We start from the raw sequence: 24,874 nt of genomic DNA on the forward strand, positions 1-24,874 counted from the left end.
CATAATGTTTAAATAACAAAAGTACAATCTCCTGCAATATCTATCCACGTGGAAGCGCTTCGATAATAATAAATGCCTGCGCCCAAGGAAAATCATCCGTTATACTAAGATGAATGGCAGCCTCATGATGAGGAGGTAATAACTTTTGTAATTGTATTTGCGCACGATCTGTTAATTTCATAATTGGTTTTCCGGATGATAAATTGACTACCCCCATGTTTTTCCAACTCACACCACAAGCGATTCCTGTCCCCAGAGCCTTAGCACATGCTTCTTTGGCAGCAAATCTTTTGGCGTAAGAAGAAGATCTTTTTCGGAGATTTTCAGATTTTGTCTGCTCAACATCAGTAAAGATATGTTGAACAAAACGGTCACCATAACGAACCAACATTCTTTCAATGCGTCTTATATCAATCAAATCATTTCCAAGACCAACGATCATAAAATATCACCCAAATTTCCTTGTCACAAATGCTTTTTTTTTATTATTTTTTGATATCGCTTTTGTTGAAAACGGACGATTGCTCTATAAACACCTATATAAGATAAGCTACCCAGAGTAAAACCCAAAAGGGTACCACCTAAAATCATAGGTCTCATGATTGAATTCCATGCGTCCTTAAAAAGCATAGATACATTCGACAGTGTCAAACCATTAAACAGAAAGCGAATTTGAGAAAGAGAAATCTCATTTACATTGCTAAAAAGCGATAAACAAAAATAGCCTACCTTATAATCAGCCATAACGATTAGCAAAAATGTGAGCGGATTAGAAAAAACCGTCCCGATAATCGCTGCTGCAAAGTTTCCACGAAAAATCCAAGAAAAAAATATTGCCAAAATGATATGCATTCCGAAAAGAGGTGAACAAGCTAAAAAAACGCCGATAGCAAACCCCAACGCAACTTTATGAGGCGTCGCTGATATACGTAAAATACGCTTACGTATGTAGCAAAATGAGCGAGAAAATGAACGACGTGGCCATAACCAAAGTCGAACACGTTCTATAAAATCTACTGGTTCTCGACGACGAAAAAGCATATGATTCTCAATATATATCTTATGACAATGAAATAACCCGTATAATCCAAATTAATTTCTTCAAGCTTTTGCATAAAAAAAAGTAGAAAGACAATTAAATATTTCGACTTCCTGGCTTGATCGCTGGAAGCATAGCAAGTTCAACAGGGAGTGCGTCACTAGCATAAGATGCTATCTCATATTCAGCAAGTGCAACCAACGGAACTCCGACATCAGCCTTGCCACCAGAACGATCAAGAATACATGCACTCGCCAAAACATCTGCTCCTGCTGCCACCAGAGCCTCAACCGTCTCATTAATTGAAAGACCTGTTGTCACAATATCTTCAACAATCACAACTCGTGCACCCTTCTTGATTTCAAAACGACGCAATTCAAATACGCCATTTACACGCTCTACCCAAAGAGAAGGCACACCAAGATGACGTGAAGTTTCGTACGAAGGAATAAGTCCTCCAATCGCGGGACCAACTACATAATCAATTTCTCCCTCAACAGATTTTTTTATTTTTTCAGCTAATCCACGACATAATTTTTCCGTCAAGTCAGCATGCATGAATACTTTCGCCTTCTGCATATAAGTCGCACTATGACGTCCCGATGTTAAAATAAAATGCCCTTCCAGAATAGCATCTGCCTGTTTAAAAATATCAATCACATCTTTTGTATTCATCGCAAAATCTCTCTTTTTCATCCATGAACCCGCCGTACTACACTAACCGAACCTGCCTCTTTTAACTGAGAAAAAATACGATTTAAATGTTTTAAATCCCAAACTTCCAGATCAATCATAATTTCTGTGAAATCTGGTGCTGTACGGATAAAAGATAAATTTTGGATATTGGCATCATTAGCAGAAATCACTTGCGTAATTTCAGCCAAAGAGCCAGGACTATTAACAACCAGAATATTAATCCGGGCAGGAAAACGCTCACTCATTTGGGCATCTATATCCCAGCGGACATCAATCCATCGTTCTGGCTGATCATCATACGCCATCAAAGCCGAAGACTGTATCGGATAAATAACAATCCCTGCCCCCGGTTGCATAATACCAACAATTCGATCTCCCGGCACTGCCCCTTCAGGAGAAAACCGTACAGGAATATCTCCATGAGTTCCTCGAATAGGTAAAGCTTTGGATTGAAACCTTTCTACCGTTGCATCCTTTTCGTTTTCTGGAACTTTAAAAATCATACCTTGAGCATTTTCAATGTTAAACCAACCTTCTTTCCCAGGCTTAAAAGACGACTTTTGTACTACACGGTGATCTTGATAATCAGGATAAACCGCTTTAATCACATCAGCGGATAGTAATTCACCACGGCCAACAGCAGCCAATACATCTTCCACATCTTTGCGTGCCAAGCGCGGCAAAACTTGCTTAAGAACATCTTCAGAAAATTGTTTTCCCATATATTCAAACGAACGCTCTAGTATACGATATCCCAAGCCTGAATATTGCTTACGTACCGCTGCACGGGTTGCTCGACGAATAGCTGAACGTGCTTTCCCTGTTACAACAAGGAATTCCCATGCCGCTGGGGGAATTTGAGCTTGTGAACGTATAATATCAACTTCGTCACCATTTTTTAATTTAGTCATTAAAGGCATAATACGACCATTGATTTTTACCCCCACACAAGAATCACCAATATCAGTATGAACGGCATAAGCAAAATCGATAGGGGTGGCGCCTTTTGGAAATGCAATCAAGCGGCCTTTCGGAGTAAAACAAAACACTTGATCTTGAAAAAGCTCAAGCTTTGTATGTTCTAAAAACTCCTCTGGATTATCCCCATCAGACAAAGATTGAATCGTTTGACGTAACCATGCATAAGCATTGGTTTCATTTGATAACTTCAAAGTCGAATAATGAGAACCGTGGTCTTTGTAAATAGAATGTGCAGCAACACCATATTCAGCAATTTCATCCATAGCGGCAGTTCTAATCTGCAGTTCAACACGTTGCCTCGAAGGCCCTACAATTGTTGTATGGATGGAACGATAATCGTTCTGCTTCGGTATAGAAATATAATCTTTAAAACGACCTGGTACCATTGGCCACGTCGTATGGATGATACCAAGAGCACGATAACAATCATTCACTGTTCCAACAATAACGCGAAATCCAAAAATGTCGGATAATTGTTCAAAGGATAATGCCTTGCTTTCCATTTTGCGAAAGACTGAATAAGCCTTTTTCTGACGACTTTTAACGTCCGCTTTAATGCCATGCTCGAAAAAAAGTTTTGTCAGTTCATTTTCAATCCTAGAAAGTAAATCACGATTGCGCTTCGATAGTTCAGAAAGCCGGTTGGTAATCGTACGATAACCCTCTGGATTTAAATAAAAAAAAGAGAGATCTTCTAATTCCTCGCGCATATCCTGCATACCCATACGGCCTGCAAGTGGCGCATAAATATCCATTGTTTCCTCAGCAATTCGCCGACGCTTATCACCACGCATAGCACCAAGAGTGCGCATGTTATGAAGACGATCAGCAAGTTTAACTAAAAGAACACGAACATCATCAGAAATAGCTATAAGAAGTTTACGAAGATTCTCCGCTTGTACTGCCTTCTTAGATACAAGATCAAGCTTATTAAGTTTTGTGAGCCCTTCAACCAACTTGCCAATTTCAGATCCGAAAAGTTGATCAATTTCTGCTCGCGTGGCACTTGTATCTTCAATTGTATCATGCAAAAGAGCAACGGCAATTGTTGCTTCATCCAACCGCATATCTATCAAAATAGCAGCGACTTCTAAAGGATGAGAAAAATAAAGATCCCCAGAAGCACGTTTCTGGTGAGCATGCTTTCGCATTGCATAATCATAGGCTCTACTTAACAAAGCCTCATCCACGTCAGACTTGTAACGCTGAACACGTCCAACAAGCTCACACTGACGCATCATACGAGCATATCCTTTACATTCTCATAACCTAACCCTTATTGAACATGAATATCTCTTCAATAAAAGACAAGAAAATAACCGCTATCGCACGATACCGTATATTTGTTCCAAAAAACAATCAATAATCGTCATTTTTCTCTGGAACAACCAAACCTTCAATACCTGCTAAAAGGTCCTCTTCCGACATATAATCGAATGAACTACTCTCTTCTTCCGATGATGTGCCAAAAACACCTTCAGATTCACCTGAATGAGAAATCAGTTCACCTGCTATTTCTGGCTCATCCACTTCTACGTGTTTTTGCAACGAATGAATAAGATCTTCTTTCAAATCAGCAGCCGATAATGTCTCTTCTGCTATTTCACGCAAAGCAACAACCGGATTCTTATCATTATCACGATCAACCGTCATCTGCGCACCCTGTGAAATCTGACGCGCCCGATGCCCTGCTAAAAGCACCAATTCAAAGCGATTACCGACTTTATCAATACAATCTTCTACTGTTACGCGTGCCATCCATGCCTCTTTCTTAAAGATCAATAAATTTCATGGTAGGGGTGAATTATATACAATAATCAAAATAAAATACAAGAAAAACAACATACACTTTAATATTTTTTGCTAAAAGAGCTTATAAAAAAAGCTTGGAAGCTTTATAAAAAGCGCAAACCCTATTCGAAGAAGTTATCAATGCCACTCTAACATGAAAGGTTCTAATGTACCGGATTCAAACGAATAAAGTACCCTCATCTAACAAAATAAATCTTCCTAGAGACTTCAGGCTTTAAAATTATTCATCACTCAAATTTATTATAAATCTTTAGAATAATCTCATGCGCACCATTTATGATAACGTATCAATTAAATTGTTAAAAAATTTACATCCACTAAACACTGTTAATTTAACATCTTTCGCATCAAAATAGGGCATTTGCAAATTTATCTCTCTTTGCAAAAATACTTAACGATATTATGAAATAGCTCATCTATTTAACCGTAAGATTGTTTACAAAGATATAATCTATTGTATACCCCATAAGCAGCTCAAAAGGATTTTGTTATAATAATGATTAATGCCTACTACCATGAATAGTCCATTAACATCTCTTTGCCCAGAACCACCGCAAAATTGCAATTTATGCCCCCGTTTACACGAATTCATCGCTGATTGGCGTATAAAAGAACCGACTTGGCATAATGCACCGGTGCGCCCGTTCTTTCCCTATAAAGGCGCGACGACAACCCGCCTTCTCATTGTCGGTCTCGCTCCTGGATTACGCGGAGCAAATCGAACTGGTCGCCCGTTTACTGGTGATTATGCTGGACACTTGCTGTATTCCACTTTAAAAAAGTTTGGTTTTGCGCAAGGTACTTTTGAAGAAAAAGCAGACGATAATCTTGAACTGATTGATACAGCAATTGTTAACTCAGTTCGTTGTGTTCCGCCGGAAAATAAACCCACTAGTGCAGAAATTAACACTTGCCGATATTTCTTTTCGCCTCTTTTAACAAATCTTCCCAAACTTAAAGCTGTTATCACCCTCGGCACTATTGCGCATCATTCAACATTACGTGCCCTCAATGCAAAAATTTTAGCCCATCCTTTCGGACATGGGGAAATAAGCAACATTGGAAGATTACGCATCTTTTCAAGCTATCACTGTTCACGCTATAATACCAATACTGGCCGTTTAACAGATGCTATGTTCCATCAAATTTTCAAAGCAGCAAAAACATATCTAGATCAATGTTGAAATCTTCTGAGAAACACTATTAAAAAGATATACAAATTGATCCTATCATCCATATTTTTTTAAAAGTCGTGCTTTTTCACGTCCCCAATCACGTTTCTTTTCAGTTTCACGCTTATCATAAAGCTTTTTCCCACGTGCCAGAGCAATTTCCAACTTCGCACGTCCTTTTTCATTAAAATACAGTTTAAGAGGAACAAGCGTCATTCCTTCACGAGAAGTTGCATTAAAAAAACGTGCCATTTCACGTTTTGAAATTAATAACTTACGCAAACGACGTGGCTCATGATTAAAACGATTGGCTTGCGTATATTCAGGAATATAGCTATTGATTAACCATAATTCTCCATTTTCAAAGCTAGCGTAACTCTCAGAAATATTCGCATGATTGGAACGTAAAGACTTCACTTCTGCTCCCTGAAGTACCAGACCAACCTCAAGATTATCGAGAATTTCATAATTAAAACGGGCTTTACGATTGTCAGCAATTATTTTCCGTACTGGAGCATTCTTTTTTTTATTCATGGCTTATTTATATCATTTTATTTTTTAACCAGACCAGCGTGGCACAGAGCAGCATCAACAATCTTCTTTGTGGTATCTGCTAGTGGAACAATCGGTGAGCGAACAATATCGCCACAAAGTCCTAATTTCGCAGCAGCATATTTAATGCCTGCTGGGCTTGGTTCAATAAATACTGCACGATTGAGAGGCATCAAACGATCATTTAATTCTAGGGCTGTTTTATAATCACCACGTAAACAAGCAGCGTGCAGTTCTGCACAGAGTTTTGGAGCAACATTGGACGAAACCGAAATACATCCTACACCTCCATGTGCATTAAAACCTAATGCTGTACAATCATCACCAGAAAGCTGTACAAAATCTTTTCCACACTTCTCACGTTGTTCACTAACACGCTCAATTTTGCTCGTCGCATCCTTAATACCAATGATGTTTTTAAAATCGTGACAAAGGTCTCTCATCGTTTCCACAGCCATATCGATAATAGAACGACCAGGAATATTATAAATTATAATAGGTATAGAAATAGCTTTCGCAATGGAAGAAAAATGCCTGTATAAACCAGACTGATTGGGTTTGTTATAATAGGGAGTGACAACTAAAACTGCGTCTGCGCCTGCCTTTTGTGCATGTTGTGCAAGCTCTACAGCTTCACTTGTGCTATTTGATCCTGCTCCAGCAACAACAGGAACACGCTTAGCAACCTGCTCAACACACAATTCTATAGCCCTCTTATGTTCTTCATGACTTAATGTTGGTGCTTCACCCGTCGTCCCAACAGGGCTTACACCATTAATACCTTGTGCAATTTGCCACTCAATAAAATTGCAAAATGCCTTCTCATCAATAGCGCCCTCATCATCAAATGGTGTGATAAGTGCTGTCACAGCTCCCTTGAGCATGATAAACTCCCTGTAATGTTCTCTTTATTTTTTTAATAGCTTCTATAAATTACCAATGATAAAGCATAATCTTGCTCTATAATTGAAGCAAGATGTATTTCACAATGTCTCTCAAAAGATTTAGCATGTCTTTCCTTCAATTCTGAACATTTCTTTAAAGTGTCAGCTTACATTAACCCGTTTTTCACGCTTCTGTTTTAGAAATTGTTGGGTGTTTCCCAAAGATGAGGTTTCAAGGTTTTTTCTCTATGCGTGCATTATTCGTTCCCCTTTTTGTACAAACCTTTACTGCATTTATACTGGCAACAACAATTTTATTTTCAAGTGCATGGGCACAATCACCCCTTTTGCATAGGAAAGTACCAATCCCTTTGGTTCGCCCTACCTCCTTTGCCATAAAAAAAGAAGCACATAAACCTCTTAGACAGTTGCACACGCCTCCCTACAGTTCCCCACCATCCAGTAATAACTCTACACTTAAACAACTTAAAGCTGGGCTAGATGCACTTTCAAACAACAATATTGCAAAAACAATAAGCCTTCGTAATTCAATGGTAAAGAATAGCCTTGACCGCCATATTTTGACATGGGCGATCGGTATATCAAACCAAGCAAATATACCAAGCTCTGAAATATTCAATGCAATCAATGAGCTAAAAGGATGGCCAGGCATAACCACTATGCAACGTAATGCTGAACGTGCTCTTATCAATGAAACCAATTTCACACACGTGATCCTTCAAAAATTTTCTCATCATTCTCCTCTCACAGCACAAGGTATGGCTCTGTTCGCTAAAGCCCTTATTGCAACTGGACAAACCGTTCGTGCTCAACAAATCATTGCACCGTGGTGGCATAAAGAAAAGCTCAATGCAAAAGAAGAAGAGCTTATTTTGAAAAGTGCAAGCACTGTTTTAAAACCTATCGATCATCTGAAGCGTATGCAATTTATGCTTTATACACATCACTTTGATTCAGCTGAGCGCGTTGCAAAATTGGCCCATGCTCACTCTCTCTTTAATGCTTTTGTTGCCGTTGAAAAAAATGATCCTAGGGCCATGAAAAAATTAGAAGCTGTGGAGCGATCATGGCAAAAAGAGCCTCTTTTTCAATTTGCCCGAATTCGCTATCTTCGGCGAACTGGACAATATAATGCAGCTGCAACACTCATGATGAAAACGCCTAGAGATACATTAAAACTTATGAATTCTCATGCATTGTGGAAAGAGCGACGCGCCCTTTCACGTGAGATGCTTGATTTAAACAAACCTAAAATTGCCTATCAACTTGTTGCTACACATACAGGTATGACATCTTTATTGGCTGTCGATGCTGAATTTCATGCAGGATGGTATGCGCTACGGTTTCTGCATGATCCTCAATTGGCAATGAAGCATTTTTCGCGTATTCCTCAATTATCTTCTGCTCCTCTTTCTGCATCTCGTGGATATTATTGGATGGGGCGAACAGCAGAAGCTTTAAAAGAACATACAAATGCCCAAAACTATTTTCATCGCGCAGCTTATTTTGCTGCAACTTATTATGGTCAATTAGCAGCTTCACGGCTTAACCAAAAAAAGCTCAAAGTCTCCTTTCCAAAACCAACAACCGCTGAACGACAACGTTTTAACGCACGAGAAGTGATTAAAGCAATTCAACGCCTCGAATCAGCCGGCTATACTGATTTTGCTAAATTTTTTTATAGAGAATTGGGAGAAAAAATAGAAAGCCCTGGAGAACTAGCTCTTCTAGCTGTCATGGCAGAAAAAAATGGTGACTATTATACCAGCCTTAAAATTGGAAAAACCGCTGTTTTTCAAGGTAAAAATGTTGGTGCACTTTCTCATCCTATAGGGGCGATACCATCCTCTGCCCATGTTGCTTCCGCAGGACAAGCGCTTGTTTATGCCATTGCTCGCCAAGAAAGTGAGTTTAATCCAACAGCCATATCAAAAGCAGGCGCACAAGGCATTCTCCAATTATTGCCTACGACAGCAAAAACACTTGCAAAAAAGTATTCAATCACATGGTCACCCCAAAAACTTAGAAGTGACGCCAGTTACAATGCTACATTAGGTGCCTATTTTCTAAGAGAACAATTAGAACGTTTTAACGGATCTTACGTATTGACTCTTATTGGTTACAATGCAGGTCCCCGTCGTGTCAATGAATGGATAAAACGCTATGGCGATCCTCGTGGACAATCTCTTGATAAAGTCATCGACTGGATTGAACGCATCCCTTATACAGAGACACGTAATTACGTGATGCGTGTTATGGAAAATTATGGGGTTTATAAAGCAAGATTTACTGGAAAAACAGATATAAAAGCCGATCTTCTCTCTGGTTGATGTAAATAATACAACCTAAATCCACCCTAAAGTAGTTCATTCTCATTTCTCAACGCATAAACCATAACATCGTAGTAATTATAAATATCAAAGTGTGTGAAAATTAACCAGAAAATCTGTGAAAATCAGCTAAATATCAATGATACTCTGATAATTTTGTTCACTTTTGCTGGAGGAGGAGGAGGAAACGAACCGACACGGTGAAGTGCCGCCATAGCTAACCGATCAAGTTCCGGATCACCAGCAGAGACCACAACACGGCTAGAAAAAATACTTCCCTGCTCATGCACCCTAAATTCTAACTTCACCGTTCCTTTTGCACGACTGATACGCCGTTCTACAACATATTTTTTTTGCGTTTCTAATTGTGCCTGTACCTTTGCCAACCATTCTACTAACAACGCATCCTCAAGAGCTGCTGTATCACCACCATGACTGGTGATAGACGAACGTACGGCCTTTACAGAGGGCTTCTTTTTTACTATAGTCTTTGGTATCGGTATCGATTTTTTATCGAGGGGGTTATGCTCCACCTTTTGAGGAAGAGTTTTTTCCAAAGATTTGAGAACTGCAACATTATCTTTTTCCACAGTATGTTGTGGCTCTTCTGGATGAGCCTTATCTATCGGTTCCAATATCTCTGACGCTTGCTCTGTAGGATCAGGCTGCAATACTTCTGCCTCAGTGCTAATATTTGATAGATCTGTATCAATATCCGGCGAATCTGTATCAGCATCCGAAGATACAGTCTCTTGCACAAAAGTTAGAAGAATCGTTGGTGAGTGTGTGTTATTACTTACACCAATAGTATGAAAATAAAACTGTGCTCCCAATGCTATATGCAAAGAGAAAGCGCAAATAAACGCACCAACCCAAAGGATTAATAATCGCCTCATACTTGTAGAATCCATAGTTTCTTCCGCCGCTATTCTAGGCTTAATATTATTATTCAAATTCATTAAAACAAGCTATTTTGAAATTGCAACTTTTTTCTTGACTGATTTTGTCATGTTTAATATGGTTCCTCCGTGGTTTTATACTGAGGTCAAATCACTCTTGCTTGGCTGGCTGATTTGTAATTCGGTGAGTCAAGTGTTTTTATATGTCAAGTTTCTAGCTAGAGAGGGGATATTTAAGAAAAGGTTATGATGTGTTATGCGAATAAAACGAGAGAATATCCATAAAAGCTGCGTGATTTTAAGTGCATTGTCGGTCTGTATACCTTCATTTGTTTTTGCGCAAAACAGTGAGAGAGGAGCTGTCACTGAGCTCAAACCAATTGTTATTAAAGGGAAAAAAATAGAGGATGCTTCAGGTTCAGTAACAATTCTGACCAATCGTAAAATCGCTAAGGATATTGATGAGAAACAAATCAGTGATGTCCATGAAATTAGTCGTCTTGAACCGTCCGTAGCCTATAATTCTAAGAAGAATAGTTTTGCGATTCGTGGCTTAGATGCAGACCGTGTCCTCACAACAATGGATGGTATTGTTCTTCCATGGCTTAATGATATATTGCGTGGTAATAGTGGAAATACAACGTTCGACTTTAGTGCTCTTTCCACATTTGATATTATTCAAGGTTCGGACTCTAGTCTTTATGGGTCTGGTGCACTAGGAGGCGTTGTCGCTTTGCGTACTCTTAATCCTGAAGACCTTATCACTGAAGAAAAGAATTGGGGTAGTCTTATAAAAGGTGGTTATCATTCTGTGGATAATAGTTGGCGCATAAATCAAGCTTTTGCTGTGCGTGCTCAACAAACATTTTTGCTTTTTCAAGGATCTCACACGGAAGGTAATGAGCGAAAAAATATGGGAACTATAGGGGGATACCATGGTGAACGTACACGTAAAAATCCCGCTCATTTTGACCAAAATAATTTGCTTTTTAAAGTTCATCAATATCTTAATGACAACCACCGTTTTGGTTTTACAGCAGAACGCTTTGATTATAGCAAAAATACGCATTCATTAAATATGGACACAAAGTACTCTCCAGGTTCCGTTTATGAACAGGACAATAAACGCCGTGAACGTCTTTCTCTTTCTTATGACTATAAGGGCAACGGAGATGCGCTTTTTGATGCGTTTCGTGGGCAACTTTATTGGCTAAAACAATCAAATACTGATATTACAAGGGGATTTCGTGTTAGAGCACCAAAAGGAGATTATTTGAGGGATAATTTCCTGCGTGATACAAATTATGGTTTAAATGCTCACGCTCTCAAAAAAGTGAAGATTGGCTCTGTAAGCCATACGTTAAAGCTTGCCACTGATGTTTTGTCATCTCAATTTCATCATTATTTGCTAGGTAAAGATAATTGTCATTTGGAAGAAAATGCACAGGCATGCCTCTTTGTGCCTGCTAATCGATCAGATTCACCGGATACAAATAGCTACAGTTTTGGTTTGGCTTTTGAAAATGAAATTGGCTTTGCTCATAATCGTTTCCGTGTAACACCTGGAGTTCGTTATGATTGGTATAAACGTATCCCTCAAAAAACTTCTTCTTATGAGAAAGCTCTGATTTCTGACAGATTTCCTTCAGAAAGAAATGGTTCACATTTCTCTCCTAAATTACGTATGGAGTGGGATATTCGCAATCAAGTGACGCTTTATGCTCAATGGGCGCAAGCTTTTCGTGCACCACGTGTTTCGGAACTTTACGTCTCTTATATCAAGCCATCTGCTTATTACTCAAAAGGAAACCCTGATCTTAAAGCAGAAACGAGCAATGGGTACGATATTGGCGTAAGATATGGCGATAAAAGCTTCGGTGGTTCACTCAACGCCTTTTTCAATCAGTATAAAGACTTCATAGATACCATAGATAAAGGGCCATCAGAAGAATTCCGGTTTGCACGGCGACATTACATGAATCGTTCGAATGTACGTATTTCTGGCGTGGAAGCAAGAGTACATTTGGCTTTTAATAGTGGATTGCGTAGCAATTTTGCTCTTGTCTATTCGCAAGGAAAGGATCTTGATAAAAATGAATATCTCGACTCAATTCCACCTTTAAAAACGGTTATTGGACTAGGATATGCAAAAGAATTCTGGGGGGCAGACGTCGTACTTACTTCATCTGCAAAACGTGATAAAGTTACGAATGGATCTGACTCCAAAAAAGTTCCGGGATATAACATTATTGATATGTCAGGGTGGTGGAAACCACTTGGTGAAAAAGGGCCTATTGTAAGGGCTGGTGTTTATAATCTGTTCAATACAAAATATTGGAATGTATCTGATCTTCCTTCAGGTAAAAGTGCAATAGCAAATGATTATTATAGCCAACCTGGCCGTAACTTTAAGGTATCGTTCGTGCAAAAGTTTTAGTCACTTCTGTTAACTATTAGACCAATATTAAAATTATATCGGTAAAAGAGTAAATTATTGTGTTTTTGTTCTCATTGTTCTTTAAATCACGAAGACTTGAAAGAAAAGCTTTAATTTTTTCTAATTTATCGGTTTTTGCTTGTTCTGCTGTTTATAATAGGGGTTTATTTGGTGAAGGGTTGAGTTATTCTCTGAGAATAATCAACCCAGTGTTGTGATTGTAAAATTTTGGAAGTTAACTCTCTAAGTGACATAAGGAAAGCCCATGTTATATACAGCCGAGATGATTATTCGTTTGCGTGAAGAAAAAAAAGAGATGCGGAACCGTGATTTTGCAGTCTCTATTGGTATATCTGAAGCAGAACTTGTTGCTGCCTACTGTACAATCGGCAAAGCAAAGAGACTACAAACTGATATTGCCACTCTCTTAGAAAATGCTCCTCAACTTGGAACAGTTATGGCATTGACACGCAATGAATATGCTGTTCATGAAATAACAGGATGTTTTGAAAAAATTGTTCAAAACCAACATGTCCCTATTACACTTGGTGAAATTGATTTGCGTATTTTTTCAAAACAATGGAAATTTGGTTTTGAATATGATATGATCGTTCTCGGAAAGCCTACAAAAAGCCTGCAATTTTTTGATCAATATGGCGTTGCTGTTTTAAAAATCTATTCTAAAGATACAACGAATATGGAAAAATGGAGCGAACTTGTTGAAAAGTTGCTTCATGAAGATCAGTCGTCTATTCTTGACGTCCTTCCCGCTTCTATCCAAACTCAACGTGACAATACTACAGAGTTGGATATTGAACAATTCCGAAATCGTTGGCGGCAAATGACTGATGTACATCAACTTCATAAAATTATTTCGGAATTTGAAATTAATCGACATGATGCTGTAAAATATGCTGGTAGTGAATTTGCTAATGAATTGGGAGTAGAAGCTATTGAAGTGATGCTTAACCAAGTCGCACAGCAAGGAGTACCTATTATGTGCTTTGTTGGCAATAGAGGGTGTATCCAAATTTTTAGTGGACAAGTAAAAAATATTAAGCAAATGGGACCATGGCTTAATATTCTTGATCCCAAATTCGATATGCATTTGTTACTTTCAGGGGTCAATAAAGTGTGGCATGTTCGCAAACCTACAAATGACGGTTATGTCAGTTCACTTGAAGTTTTCGATAAAAATGGCGAGATGATTGTTCAGTTCTTTGGTCTGCGAAAGGAAGGTCAGAAAGAGCGTGAAGATTGGCGCTCTTTATTGAATAGTTTACCCTCGTATAGAGAAACAGCAATTGCCTAGAAAGGTAAATCGAACATGCTTATTTTGTGTAGACTACTGAGATTTTTTCTTATTTTTATATTGCTTTCTCTTCACCCCTTTTCTCAACCAGTAATTGCTGAACCTACAACACACTTTTCTGAAAATGCGCGTATCGTCTCTATTGGCGGCTCTCTTACAGAAATCGTTTATGCATTGGGAGCTCAAGATCAACTTATTGGCCGTGATAGTACTAGCGTTTATCCACAAGATGCGCTCAAACTTCCTGTGCTTGGATATATGCGTGCTCTTTCACCTGAAGGTGTTTTATCACTTGCTCCAGAAGGCATATTGCTCGTTGAAGGAAGTGGACCTCCTGCCACAATTGACATTCTTAAAAAAACATCAATCCCTCTAGTGGTCATACCAGAGAATTACTCCCGCGAAAATGTTATAGAGAAAATTCGCCTTGTTGGCAAAGCCATTCATCGTGAAGCACAAGCAGCTGCATTGATAAAAAAAATAAGTCGTGACTTTGTGGACAATGATGCACTTTTAGCAAAAGTGACAAAACCAAAGCGCGTTCTTTTTATTTTCTCCGTGCAAAATGGGCGTATTATGGCATCTGGAACAGATACAGCTGCAGATAGTATGATAAAGCTTTCAGGTGGTATCAATGCCATCACCGATTACAAAGGGTATAAGCTAATAAATAGCGAAGCATTATTAAAATCAAACCCTGATATTATTTTACTTGTGAAGCATGGTAAGAGATACACTAATATTGAAAAGATTTTAGCTATACCAGCAATTCAAGCAACAAATGCAGCAAAAAATCATGCCATTAAACAGATGGATGCTATGTATCTTCTAGGATTTGGTCCACGCACTGCGGAAGCATCGAGGGAGCTCATTAATCTGCTTTATGGTACAAACAAAAATGGTAAGAGCTGATAGAAATGGTAGATAGCACATCCGTAATGTATGCATCTAAAACAAAAGAAAATAAAAAAATAGACCGTATAAATTTGAGAAAGATTGTATTATTTGGTCTTATAATATTTCTCATCTTCAGCATTTTTGCTGGAATTTTGAATGGAGCTTCAAGCGTTTCTTTTTTTGATTTTTTTCATGTAATACTTACACAAGACTTTTCAGTGAGTAGTAAAACGCGTGATTATCTCGTGCTTATTGATATTAGGCTCCCCCGTGTTATATTGGGGGTATTGATTGGATCAGCTTTAGCTGTCTCTGGTGTTCTCATGCAGGGGCTTTTCCGTAATCCTCTTGCCGATCCTGGGATTGTAGGCGTATCAGCAGGCGCAGGTCTTGGCGCTGTTTTAGCAATTGTTGTCGGTATTGCCTTCCCTGCCTCATTAGTACCTTTATTAGAGCCTTATAACGTCATCATAGGTGCCTTTTGGGGTGGACTTCTCTCAACAATTGTTCTTTATACAATAGCAACGCATCATAATTTTACCTCTATTGCGACAATGCTTCTTGCAGGTATTGCTCTTGGTGCTTTAAGCAGTGCTGTTGTTGGAACACTCATCTTTATCGCAAATGATCAACAACTCCGTGATATTACTTTCTGGAGTCTTGGCTCTCTTGCAGGTGCCACATGGTTGAAAGTTTGGCTTGTTCTCCCTTTTATATGTGTTGGTCTTCTGTCTTCACCCTTTTTATCACGAGCGCTTAATGCTCTTGCTCTTGGAGAAGCCGTTGCTGGCCATATTGGTTTCCATATTCAGCATATTAAAAATATCGCTATTCTTCTTGTTGCACTTATGTGTGGTAGCGCGGTTGCTGTCAGTGGTGGTATTGGTTTTATCGGTATTGTTGTTCCACATATTTTACGTCAGCTGATTGGTCCAGATCACCGTTATCTTATTCCCTATTCTGCTCTTTTGGGGGCGGCATTACTTATTTTTGCTGACACCTTTGCACGCTTAATTGTTGCCCCTGCGGAATTACCAATTGGAATCGTTACGGCACTTTTTGGTGCACCTTTTTTCCTATGGATCCTTATCCGCAAACGAGGAACAAATTTTCATGATTGAGGCAGTCAATATTTGCGTTCAACGCGGGAACAAACAGATTCTTAACCATATAGATATCCAAGCTAAAAGTGGTGATCTTACCATCATTATCGGTCCCAATGGATCTGGAAAAAGTACTTTTGTCAAAGCACTGAGTGGAGAACTCCCCTATGGTGGAAAAATAACCTTGAATGGTTATGATGTTAGCCAAACAAAAACCTATGAAATGGCAAAAATGCGTGCTGTGTTACCGCAATCAACAATGCTAGTATTTCCATTCTTAGTCCATGAAGTTGTGGAACTTGGTCTCTCTGTAAACCAATTTGCCATTACCAAAATCGAATTACAAAATCTCACCCAAAAAGCTTTAAATCGCGTCGACCTTGCTGATTATGGCAACCGATATTATCATCAATTATCAGGAGGAGAACAAGCTAGAGTACAACTTGCTCGTGTCCTTTGTCAAATATGGGAGCCAGTTTATAATGGAGTTTCTCGTTGGATGATATTAGATGAACCTATTGCGAGCCTCGATATACAACACCAGCTTATTGTTATGGATATTGCTAAAGACTTTGCCCGTTGTGGTGGTGGCGTTCTTGCTGTTCTTCATGATCTCAATCTTGCCGCACATTATGCAGATAAAATGATATTGTTAAAGCAGGGAGAGATTTATTGCGAAGGAAGTGCCTCTACTGTTCTGACAACGCAAAATCTACGAGATGTTTATCACTGTGCTTTAATTGTTTCTGAATTGCCTAAAGCAGATATTCCGTTTATACTGCCTCAAACGGCATCTTACCGATGAGATAGCGTGATTTTCCGAAAATCTGTTTGCCTAAATCAAAGAGTTAAGATGCATAGCAAAATAAAATAAACAGATACATCCAAGAGTCATTTTATCTTTGAGTGAACTCTCTTCTATATTGTGGTATGTCATCTTTTGAAAGGGAGCATACATCCCCCAAAATACCTCAGGAAAGAAAATGTGCGTGTTTAAAAGCCTTTAAGGCTTTACTTGATAAAAACGTTTGAGACTTTGTTGTGCTGTTACATTTTCTTTTATAACATCAATAGAAATTGTTTCTCTATTCCTGCCACTCTGATCTTTATGAAAATGACATAAAAGATGCACACGAATGATTCTGTAATGATAAGAAGGCGTAAAGTCAGATGTGTCTATTGTCGTTGTTTTGCTAAATCCCTTGATATGAATTTAGTATCTCTTTTTAATCCATCGGAGATTTATTTGTGACTTTATGGCGTTGCTTTGCTCATAAAAACGTATGTTTTATCTGTTGTTATAAATAGATAATATATTGATTTACAATGATAATTTATCAAATTTTATATTGAATGAGAACTCTTAATACAGTAGTGTTTTCTCACTTACAACTTACTTTTTCTTGCAACAAGCCGTACCCTCAGCCCTACAGGTATTTGAAATTGCTTCCTTATCACCCACAAAGAGTGTTTTTAAACACTCTCAAGTATCTTATTAATTAATAGCACGTGAACTCTTTAATTATTTACATAAAAAAGTAACGCGGATTTACTCCGCGTTAACAAAATCATCAATGACGAATAAATTATTTATTAGCCAATAGCTTTATGATTTTATTGCATAAACAACCGTTGTATTAACAGGTCTCGTTTCTGCTTCACCCGTTGAAGAAAGAGTTACTTCATGCGTGTGCGCACCAGCTGTTTGTGTGGTCCCTGTAATGGTTTGATAGTGATAAGAGGGGTTCCTTCTGCCAATATCATTGGCACTCCATCCAACTCCAGCATACTGAAAATTGTGCGTATGCTTACCTGCCTCTTTAATGGTGCAAATATGCGTATGTGATTTAATGCTATCTTGCTGCTCATTTGCAAACAGTCTATCTGCATCTAGACCGCGACCATCATCAAAACCGCGTAAAAACATTCCTCTAAAATCAGGAACTTTAAAGGTTGTATCACTGTCTTTTCCCCATTTATCACCTATTGCCTTGAATAATTGCGGATAATCTTTGCGTTCATAGGTAGCACCATCGCATAAAAGCCAACCGTTTGGGATTTCTTGCATAGCAAAAGTTGCAATAAACCCGCAAGGAAAGGTTTCTATCTTTGGTGGTGGAAGAGGTGTAGGATTTAATAAATACCAACCATCACGATCTACCATTGAAACATTGCTATTATATACTATCTCATAGATACCATTTGTTTGTAACTCTCCGCCTTCTAATGGGATAACACCCACACCGGTTGCTTTATAGAGTGGCTTCTCCCCTAAGCTATTAACTGTTATCGTCGTTGTGCCGACGTTCACACCACGAGACTTAAAACGTATTATGATATCATTTTTATATTTCGCTATAGGTGAAGCTGTTTTCAACGTGATCAATGTTGTTTTATCTTCCGCATTTACCATAAAATTTGAGCCAATAGAGCCACCACTATCTGCAAGATATTCACGCATACGCTGCATCATCGCCCGCGCACTATCATTGACAGAACTAGGTGGCTGACCTTCTGCCCAATTAATGATACTATCTGAATGGGCATTCTCATCGGCCTTTAGTGACCAATCGTAAATATCAGACATTATAATCCCCCTTATCTCAATAACCCTTCTAGAAATTTCTTTTCCGTGCACCAGAATATAGCTCTCCCACAATTCTTCGTTGATACATTACATACTGCTGCACTACCCATATTTATTCATTTTATTTTCTGCACTTCTTACAATTAAATAAACTAAATCCATCACACTTTATTTATAACATCAGTATCAATGCCTCCCATTGCAATGTAATCACTTCATTTGACATTGCTTACCCATTGTTGCTTTATTGTAGTTATGCGATTGTATTTTTAAACTTTTCATCTTATTGTAAAGTTTACAAATATTGTTCACAAAATCCCTTGCTCTGGATTTCATATCATCATCATTGAATATAATAACTTATCAAACTCATAGGAAACTACTGACCTATTTGGACTTTTAATGAGACCTACACTATTTTCTAACCTTTTCACTATCTTAAAACTTTCCAGTCAGAAATACTCTATAGCATCTCTCTTATATTTTATCCCTATATTTTGAACAAACAACCTCTGTCTCTTGAGCTATGATTGTAAAATTTTTATAGTTTGTTTTGCTTTATTTTTATTAAAAATAGACTACAATTTTTTTGACTATCATCTGTACCAAACAAATTGTAAAAGTTTGTTCCGGACATTTTGCATTATACATTACATCTTTATTTGCACGCAGATACCTTTTAAAACATACCCTGTTTTGTTAAATTGTTCCCGAAACTAGCTTCACCAGATAAACATCGGCACCTTTTTCGAGCACTTCTTGTTCCAGTCTATCTCACCACAGAAGATGTTCTTAATCTGTTAAATTCGTTGCCCTTTAACTTAATCTAGGAATGATATACCCTATATAAATGGGTTAAAGATACACAGCATACCTTCATCAAATCTGGAAGATATATCCGATCTCTTTACGTGAATTGAAAAATACGAACCAACTCCCCCCATCCTCTATAAAATGCGCATTACTGATCTTTGAAAACCAACTCGCTGTAGTCGCCTATTGCCCTCCCACACTTAGCACCACTACTTTTCTATGTATTCTATTATATATAGAATTCTTTTGCAAGGATAATAAACTCTTCTGAATAGCATCATGCAATTATCGGCATCCACCCTTCTCATTACAATACCAGAGTAAGCATTCGCCAAATTGGTAATTACTCAACTTAATAATAGTTCTTTACGAAGTCATAGCTTTCAATGTCCCATTTAATCTCTTCCAAAGAACTCTCGGCGAGCAAATTCTGAAACTGATGAGCACAAAGATTGAGCCTAGATATCCCTCCAATACCTAATGTATGGCTTTTTAAAGCTTCTATCAAAGTATAAAATCTTGTCTTTTTAGTTCCTCTTTCTTCCAAAGCCGCACGGACCTTCTGCTTTGCCTTTAAATATCGGTATAAACTTTGTAAAACCTTAATCTGTCTGGTGCCATTTACCAAAAGCGCTATTTGCATACACCCTATCATCCTCATGGCAAGATACTGATTTATAATAAACAGTACCAAATAAGCCTTTTGCACATAAATAAACGCTTTTGATTTATAGATATTGTTGCGCAGCGTCATATTGCCCTTGAGAAAGCTAACCTTGCTAATAAAGTTGCTCTATATTAAGTGCCAGCAAGAGAATGTTTACCTCTTGTAAGATCAAACCAAAACGCTTAGCGCCCATTTCTATTCTATTGCCAATCGATAAATAGGACTCACATAACATTTTACACGTGAAATGCATCCTTTGGCTTCTCTTGCTTTCCCAACTATTTTAAAGCATCAATGAAGGATAAGAAGCAAAAATCTTTAAAAAATCCATAAACCATCCACTCTCCCCTTAACAATAATTTTTAAATCTTATCTGTCTGTTTATAAAAACTTTATAGTTAATTACTTCATGGTACCCGCTTTCATTTCTACAAAATATATAAAAACCGTTAAAGATATATCTTTGGGATTGACAATATAAGCATTTAAGCCAACCATATCCTTTTAAGTAAAAATTTTTTAAGTGGGGGATAATGCTAATATTATGAGAGCTATTGCATCAATTTTTTCAATAAAGTTTCTTGATTTTTATCTGGTGTGTCTTGGTATAAGACCATACTACATACACTCCTTAATGCAAGCACACGTGATTGATAATTTGAATGTTTCTCTATGAACATTGCAACCTGTTTTTTTAACTATGTGTTTATAAGGAAAAAGTTTATATGCAAAAAAATATTCTATCAATTAGTTGCAACCCCTTCTCGGCCTCACGTAAAATTTATCAACAGAGCCTCCTCTTCTCCGATGTGCGTGTACCATTGCGTGAAATTTCATTAACAGACAGTAGCGAAAAACCTTTACACATCTACGATACTTCTGGTCCTTACACTGACAAAAATATGATCATTGATATTACAAAAGGCTTGCCAGCAATTCGCTCAGCTTGGCTCTCTAAGCGTGCTGATACTGAGCCTTATACTGCACGACCAATCAAACCCGAAGATAATGGAGTAGCTTATAATCAAATCCCTATACCAGCCTTTGAACAAAAACAGCCTGTTTTGCGAGCAAAAAAAGATAGAGCAATTACACAGATGGCTTATGCACGCGCAGGTATCATTACCGCTGAAATGGAATACGTGGCTATACGAGAAAATGAAGGACTAACAATAAAAGAACAGCAAACAACGCAACCAGATGCATCATTTGGTAAATCAATACCGGAAATTTATACTGCCGAGTTTGTTCGTAATGAAATTGCCTGCGGGCGTGCTATTATTCCCCAAAATATCAACCATCCAGAATGTGAACCAATGATTATTGGACGCAATTTTCGTGTTAAAATTAATGCCAATATTGGCAATTCAGCAGTTACTTCATCTATGGCAGAAGAAGTTGATAAAATGGTTTGGGCCACTCGTTGGGGAGCAGATACAGTTATGGATCTCTCAACAGGGCGGAATATTCACAATATTCGTGAGTGGATTATTCGAAATTCACCAGTTCCCATCGGAACTGTTCCTCTTTATCAAGCGCTCGAAAAAGTACAAGGCATTGCTGAAAATTTAACATGGGATATTTTCCGAGACACCCTTATTGAGCAAGCAGAACAAGGTGTTGATTATTTTACCATTCATGCTGGATTAAGATTACCTTTTATCCCTCTCACTATTGATCGGGTAACAGGTATTGTTTCACGAGGTGGTTCTATTATGGCAAAATGGTGTTTGTATCATCACAAAGAAAGCTTTCTCTATGAACATTTTAATGAAATTTGTGATATTGCACGCACTTATGACATCTCTCTTTCCTTGGGGGATGGATTGCGTCCTGGCTCTATTGCCGATGCTAATGATGAAGCGCAATTTGCTGAACTTAAAACTTTGGGAGAATTGACAAAAATTGCTTGGGGAAAAGACGTACAGGTTATGATTGAAGGACCTGGGCATGTCCCAATGCACAAAATTAAAGAAAATATGGAACAGCAATTCAATCTCTGTCATGAGGCACCTTTTTATACTTTGGGACCTCTTACAACAGACATTGCCCCTGGTTATGACCATATTACTTCAGCAATTGGTGCCGCTATGATTGGATGGTTTGGAACAGCCATGTTGTGTTATGTAACGCCCAAAGAACACTTAGGACTCCCTGATAAAAATGACGTTAAAACTGGCGTGATCACTTATAAAATTGCTGCACATGCTGCTGATCTTGCCAAAGGTTTGCCCAGAGCACAATTGCGTGATAATGCCCTTTCACGTGCACGATTTGATTTCCGATGGTATGATCAATTTAACCTTTCTCTTGATCCAGAAACAGCCTGTGCCTTTCATGATGAAACAATGCCTAAAGAAGCTCATAAATTGGTGCATTTTTGTTCCATGTGTGGACCAAAATTCTGTTCTATGAGTATTTCTCATGATATTCGTGAGGCAGCAGAAACAATAAAAACGAAAGGGGAAGGTATGAATGCTATGTCCGAGAAATATCAAAAAAATGGTGACCTTTATGTAGATGCTATTCCTGTTCAAAAAAAGAGTGTCAACAGTTGAAGAATATTCTTATCAAAGGTGCAGGAGTAGGGGGATTAACAGTTGCCTTTATGTTACAGCAAAAAGGTGTTTCTGTTACTCTATCGGCTCCCCCTCATTCACCTATAGGAAGTGCTAGTTGGTATGCGGGAGGAATGCTTGCACCTTACTGTGAAAGGGAAAATGCGGAACAAATTGTTGAAAAACTTGGTATACAAGCTATACAGTGGTGGCATAAAATGCTCCCCAATTTTGTTATACGAAAAGGTACTTTGGTTGTTGCTCCTACACGGGATAAGGTAGAACTTGAACGATTCGCAGTGCGTACACATAATCACAAAATGATAAACGGTACAGAGATCGCTTATCTTGAACCGGATCTTGAGGAACGTTTTAATTGTGCACTCTTTTATGAAAATGAAGCACATCTTGATCCACGCAAAGCACTTATTACTTTAAAAGACAACCTTATAAAAAGTGGAGCCTCTTTTGTCGATGTAGAAATATCTGAAACAAATTTTGATATTGTCATTGATGCAACCGGAATAGCACGTTTAGGAAAAGACAAAAATATACGAGGTGTACGCGGAGAAATGCTTCTCGTACGCAGTACAGATATTAAAATTTCTCGTCCAATTCGCCTGCTTCATCCACGATTTCCACTCTATGTTGTCCCTCGACAAGATAATATTTTTATGATTGGTGCAACAATGATTGAGAGTGACTTTGATGGCGCCATATCGGTGAGGTCAATGATGGAATTGCTCAATGCGGCTTATACTTTACATCCCGCTTTTGCCGAAGCAGAAATTATTGAATCTGGGGTTGGTATACGTCCATGCTATCCTGATAACTTTCCTTCCGTGTATAAGCATGGTAATCATATTTTTATTAATGGATTTTATAGACATGGTTTTCTTTTATCTCCAGAAATGGCAAAGCAAGCAATGAAGTTGGCATTGGAGTAAAACATGCAAATATTTGTTAATGGTGAAAAAATCCAAACAGAGGTTATCACTCTCGATCTCTTACTTAAAGAATTAGGTTATAAAGGAAATTGGCTAGCAACCGCTGTTAATTCGGAAGTTATTCCTGTAAATGCACGAAGCCAATTTGTCTTGCATGAAGGAGATAAAATTGAAATTTTAAGTCCAATGCAAGGGGGCTAAAACTATGCTGGATCTTTATGGACGTAAATTCTCTTCTCGTCTTATGTTAGGTACGGCTCAATATCCTTCACCAGCAATCCTTCGTGATGCTATTCATACATCTCATACAGAAATTATAACAGTTGCGTTGCGTCGAGAAACCGCAGGTGGAAAACAAGGTGGACAATTTTGGCAATTTCTTACAGAACTGGGTATAACAGTACTTCCCAATACTGCTGGTTGTTACACTGTTAAAGAAGCTATTACAACGGCAAAGCTTGCACGCGATCTTTTTAAAACATCTTGGATTAAACTCGAAATTATTGGGAATCCCGACACCTTACAGCCAAATGTTTTTTCCTTAATCGAAGCAGCACAAATTTTAAACAGTGAAGGTTTCAAAATTTTTGCTTATACAACAGATGATCTCATTGTTGCTGAAAAGCTCTTAGATGTTGGATGCCAAGTCATAATGCCTTGGTGTGCTCCTATTGGATCTGCCAAAGGCCCTCATAATACCGATGGATTGCGTTCTATCCGCGCTTACCTTCCTGATGTTACTCTTGTTATTGATGCTGGCATTGGACGCCCATCACATGCTGCTGTTGCTATGGAACTTGGTTATGATGCAGTGCTTCTTAACACCGCAGTTGCCAAATCAGCTGATCCTGTCTTAATGGCTGAAGCGTTTTCTAAAGCTGTTCAGGCAGGGCGCATGGGATATAAAGCAGGACTTCTCGAATCACGTGACACAGCAGTTCCTTCAACGCCAATTATTGGAAAAGCAGTCTTCTCATGACAACGCATTGATTTATAATGATAATTCACTTTTTTGTATGTTGAGTGAGAGTCCCGAATATCGTAAGATTCTCTCATTTCAAACCTGTTTATATTGCATCAATCAAAACCACTCATTTGCATATAACAAGTGGGATGAGTGTGTGGATCAAATTTGTATAAGAAAGGAGTAAAAATGGCTCTTATGAA

General features: G+C 38.2%; 21 protein-coding genes. 11 read left to right on the forward strand and 10 right to left on the reverse strand.

Annotated features, from left to right (window positions below; all coding sequences use genetic code 11):
* Positions 1–40: 40 nt before the first annotated feature.
* From acpS to rpoZ, 5 genes are all read right to left on the reverse strand, one after another.
* The gene (gene acpS, locus MCO_RS01275; RefSeq protein ID WP_007552097.1) at positions 41–442 is read right to left on the reverse strand and encodes a holo-ACP synthase; all 402 of its coding nucleotides are present in this window, start codon (positions 440–442) and stop codon (positions 41–43) included.
* A 23-nt stretch (positions 443–465) separates the two neighbouring features.
* The gene (locus MCO_RS01280; protein WP_007552098.1) at positions 466–1,041 is read right to left on the reverse strand and encodes a DUF2062 domain-containing protein; all 576 of its coding nucleotides are present in this window, start codon (positions 1,039–1,041) and stop codon (positions 466–468) included.
* A 94-nt stretch (positions 1,042–1,135) separates the two neighbouring features.
* Positions 1,136–1,714: an orotate phosphoribosyltransferase gene (gene pyrE / locus MCO_RS01285; protein ID WP_040298578.1), complete on the reverse strand. Its 579-nt coding sequence runs from the start codon at positions 1,712–1,714 to the stop codon at positions 1,136–1,138.
* 17 nt (positions 1,715–1,731) lie between these two features.
* Positions 1,732–3,957 (reverse strand): bifunctional (p)ppGpp synthetase/guanosine-3',5'-bis(diphosphate) 3'-pyrophosphohydrolase, encoded by a 2,226-nt coding sequence (locus MCO_RS01290; RefSeq protein ID WP_007552102.1) that lies wholly within the window; start codon positions 3,955–3,957, stop codon positions 1,732–1,734.
* A gap of 118 nt (positions 3,958–4,075) precedes the next feature.
* Positions 4,076–4,474, reverse strand: a complete 399-nt coding sequence (gene rpoZ, locus MCO_RS01295) for a DNA-directed RNA polymerase subunit omega (protein ID WP_007552103.1) — start codon at positions 4,472–4,474, stop codon at positions 4,076–4,078.
* Between the two features lie 569 nt (positions 4,475–5,043).
* On the opposite strand from rpoZ, the gene MCO_RS01300 reads away from it, so the two are divergent.
* Positions 5,044–5,712, forward strand: a complete 669-nt coding sequence (locus MCO_RS01300; RefSeq protein WP_007552104.1) for a uracil-DNA glycosylase — start codon at positions 5,044–5,046, stop codon at positions 5,710–5,712.
* Between the two features lie 45 nt (positions 5,713–5,757).
* On the opposite strand, the gene smpB is transcribed toward MCO_RS01300, so the two are convergent.
* Positions 5,758–6,234 carry an SsrA-binding protein SmpB gene (gene smpB / locus MCO_RS01305; protein WP_007552105.1) on the reverse strand — a complete coding sequence of 159 codons (477 nt, stop codon included), beginning with the start codon at positions 6,232–6,234 and terminating at the stop codon, positions 5,758–5,760.
* 17 nt (positions 6,235–6,251) lie between these two features.
* A complete protein-coding gene (gene dapA / locus MCO_RS01310) occupies positions 6,252–7,136 on the reverse strand; it encodes a 4-hydroxy-tetrahydrodipicolinate synthase (RefSeq protein ID WP_007552106.1) in 885 nt (294 codons plus the stop codon).
* Between the two features lie 248 nt (positions 7,137–7,384).
* Between dapA and MCO_RS01315 the strand changes: the two genes are divergently transcribed.
* Positions 7,385–9,487, forward strand: coding sequence for a lytic transglycosylase domain-containing protein (locus MCO_RS01315; protein WP_007552107.1), 2,103 nt, complete (start codon positions 7,385–7,387; stop codon positions 9,485–9,487).
* 125 nt (positions 9,488–9,612) lie between these two features.
* Here the strand turns inward: MCO_RS01315 and MCO_RS01320 are convergent, their stop codons facing one another.
* Entirely contained in the window at positions 9,613–10,398 is a 786-nt protein-coding gene (locus MCO_RS01320; RefSeq protein WP_040298581.1) for an energy transducer TonB, read from the reverse strand.
* Positions 10,399–10,642: 244 nt separating this feature from the next.
* On the opposite strand from MCO_RS01320, the gene MCO_RS01325 reads away from it, so the two are divergent.
* The 5 genes from MCO_RS01325 to MCO_RS01345 all read left to right on the forward strand — a co-directional run bounded on the left by MCO_RS01325 (position 10,643) and on the right by MCO_RS01345 (position 16,940).
* Positions 10,643–12,823: a TonB-dependent hemoglobin/transferrin/lactoferrin family receptor gene (locus tag MCO_RS01325; protein WP_007552110.1), complete on the forward strand. Its 2,181-nt coding sequence runs from the start codon at positions 10,643–10,645 to the stop codon at positions 12,821–12,823.
* Positions 12,824–13,088: 265 nt separating this feature from the next.
* Complete coding sequence (locus tag MCO_RS01330; protein WP_007552111.1) at positions 13,089–14,135, forward strand: hemin-degrading factor; 1,047 nt, start codon at positions 13,089–13,091, stop codon at positions 14,133–14,135.
* Between the two features lie 15 nt (positions 14,136–14,150).
* The gene (locus MCO_RS01335; RefSeq protein WP_007552113.1) at positions 14,151–15,047 is read left to right on the forward strand and encodes a hemin ABC transporter substrate-binding protein; all 897 of its coding nucleotides are present in this window, start codon (positions 14,151–14,153) and stop codon (positions 15,045–15,047) included.
* Positions 15,048–15,052: 5 nt separating this feature from the next.
* Complete coding sequence (locus MCO_RS01340; protein WP_007552115.1) at positions 15,053–16,153, forward strand: iron ABC transporter permease; 1,101 nt, start codon at positions 15,053–15,055, stop codon at positions 16,151–16,153.
* Positions 16,146–16,940 (forward strand): heme ABC transporter ATP-binding protein, encoded by a 795-nt coding sequence (locus tag MCO_RS01345; protein ID WP_007552117.1) that lies wholly within the window; start codon positions 16,146–16,148, stop codon positions 16,938–16,940. Before MCO_RS01340 ends, MCO_RS01345 begins: the two co-directional genes overlap by 8 nt.
* Before the next feature lie 801 nt (positions 16,941–17,741).
* Here MCO_RS01345 and MCO_RS01350 read toward each other — a convergent pair.
* Positions 17,742–18,722 carry a tail fiber protein gene (locus MCO_RS01350; RefSeq protein WP_007552118.1) on the reverse strand — a complete coding sequence of 327 codons (981 nt, stop codon included), beginning with the start codon at positions 18,720–18,722 and terminating at the stop codon, positions 17,742–17,744.
* A 1,165-nt stretch (positions 18,723–19,887) separates the two neighbouring features.
* Complete coding sequence (locus tag MCO_RS11525; protein WP_007552119.1) at positions 19,888–20,289, reverse strand: hypothetical protein; 402 nt, start codon at positions 20,287–20,289, stop codon at positions 19,888–19,890.
* Between the two features lie 638 nt (positions 20,290–20,927).
* Between MCO_RS11525 and thiC the strand changes: the two genes are divergently transcribed.
* Genes thiC through MCO_RS01375 form a run of 4 tightly spaced genes read left to right on the forward strand, consistent with a single transcriptional unit; the run spans position 20,928 to position 24,686 of the window.
* Entirely contained in the window at positions 20,928–22,760 is a 1,833-nt protein-coding gene (thiC, locus tag MCO_RS01360; protein ID WP_007552120.1) for a phosphomethylpyrimidine synthase ThiC, read from the forward strand.
* Complete coding sequence (locus MCO_RS01365) at positions 22,757–23,707, forward strand: FAD-dependent oxidoreductase (RefSeq protein ID WP_007552121.1); 951 nt, start codon at positions 22,757–22,759, stop codon at positions 23,705–23,707. Before thiC ends, MCO_RS01365 begins: the two co-directional genes overlap by 4 nt.
* A 3-nt stretch (positions 23,708–23,710) precedes the next feature.
* Positions 23,711–23,908, forward strand: coding sequence for a sulfur carrier protein ThiS (thiS, locus tag MCO_RS01370; RefSeq protein WP_007552122.1), 198 nt, complete (start codon positions 23,711–23,713; stop codon positions 23,906–23,908).
* Between the two features lie 4 nt (positions 23,909–23,912).
* Positions 23,913–24,686 carry a thiazole synthase gene (locus MCO_RS01375; protein ID WP_007552123.1) on the forward strand — a complete coding sequence of 258 codons (774 nt, stop codon included), beginning with the start codon at positions 23,913–23,915 and terminating at the stop codon, positions 24,684–24,686.
* The last annotated feature ends 188 nt before the right edge of the window (positions 24,687–24,874 follow it).

Source organism: Bartonella sp. DB5-6, assembly GCF_000278115.1.
In the GTDB taxonomy this organism is placed as follows: Bacteria; Pseudomonadota; Alphaproteobacteria; order Rhizobiales; family Rhizobiaceae; genus Bartonella; species Bartonella refiksaydamii.

Excerpts from the sequence above, each read along its gene's own strand:
- acpS (WP_007552097.1), bottom strand. The coding sequence starts at position 442 with ATGATCGTTGGTCTTGGAAATGATTTGATTGATATAAGACGCATTGAA.
- thiC (WP_007552120.1), top strand. The coding sequence starts at position 20,928 with ATGCAAAAAAATATTCTATCAATTAGTTGCAACCCCTTCTCGGCCTCA.
- MCO_RS11525 (WP_007552119.1), bottom strand. The coding sequence starts at position 20,289 with ATGACGCTGCGCAACAATATCTATAAATCAAAAGCGTTTATTTATGTG.
- thiS (WP_007552122.1), top strand. The coding sequence starts at position 23,711 with ATGCAAATATTTGTTAATGGTGAAAAAATCCAAACAGAGGTTATCACT.
- MCO_RS01350 (WP_007552118.1), bottom strand. The coding sequence starts at position 18,722 with ATGTCTGATATTTACGATTGGTCACTAAAGGCCGATGAGAATGCCCAT.
- rpoZ (WP_007552103.1), bottom strand. The coding sequence starts at position 4,474 with ATGGCACGCGTAACAGTAGAAGATTGTATTGATAAAGTCGGTAATCGC.
- MCO_RS01375 (WP_007552123.1), top strand. The coding sequence starts at position 23,913 with ATGCTGGATCTTTATGGACGTAAATTCTCTTCTCGTCTTATGTTAGGT.
- MCO_RS01300 (WP_007552104.1), top strand. The coding sequence starts at position 5,044 with ATGAATAGTCCATTAACATCTCTTTGCCCAGAACCACCGCAAAATTGC.
- MCO_RS01340 (WP_007552115.1), top strand. The coding sequence starts at position 15,053 with ATGGTAGATAGCACATCCGTAATGTATGCATCTAAAACAAAAGAAAAT.
- MCO_RS01345 (WP_007552117.1), top strand. The coding sequence starts at position 16,146 with ATGATTGAGGCAGTCAATATTTGCGTTCAACGCGGGAACAAACAGATT.
- MCO_RS01335 (WP_007552113.1), top strand. The coding sequence starts at position 14,151 with ATGCTTATTTTGTGTAGACTACTGAGATTTTTTCTTATTTTTATATTG.
- MCO_RS01315 (WP_007552107.1), top strand. The coding sequence starts at position 7,385 with ATGCGTGCATTATTCGTTCCCCTTTTTGTACAAACCTTTACTGCATTT.
- MCO_RS01320 (WP_040298581.1), bottom strand. The coding sequence starts at position 10,398 with ATGGATTCTACAAGTATGAGGCGATTATTAATCCTTTGGGTTGGTGCG.
- dapA (WP_007552106.1), bottom strand. The coding sequence starts at position 7,136 with ATGCTCAAGGGAGCTGTGACAGCACTTATCACACCATTTGATGATGAG.
- MCO_RS01280 (WP_007552098.1), bottom strand. The coding sequence starts at position 1,041 with ATGCTTTTTCGTCGTCGAGAACCAGTAGATTTTATAGAACGTGTTCGA.
- smpB (WP_007552105.1), bottom strand. The coding sequence starts at position 6,234 with ATGAATAAAAAAAAGAATGCTCCAGTACGGAAAATAATTGCTGACAAT.
- MCO_RS01330 (WP_007552111.1), top strand. The coding sequence starts at position 13,089 with ATGTTATATACAGCCGAGATGATTATTCGTTTGCGTGAAGAAAAAAAA.
- pyrE (WP_040298578.1), bottom strand. The coding sequence starts at position 1,714 with ATGAATACAAAAGATGTGATTGATATTTTTAAACAGGCAGATGCTATT.
- MCO_RS01290 (WP_007552102.1), bottom strand. The coding sequence starts at position 3,957 with ATGATGCGTCAGTGTGAGCTTGTTGGACGTGTTCAGCGTTACAAGTCT.
- MCO_RS01325 (WP_007552110.1), top strand. The coding sequence starts at position 10,643 with ATGCGAATAAAACGAGAGAATATCCATAAAAGCTGCGTGATTTTAAGT.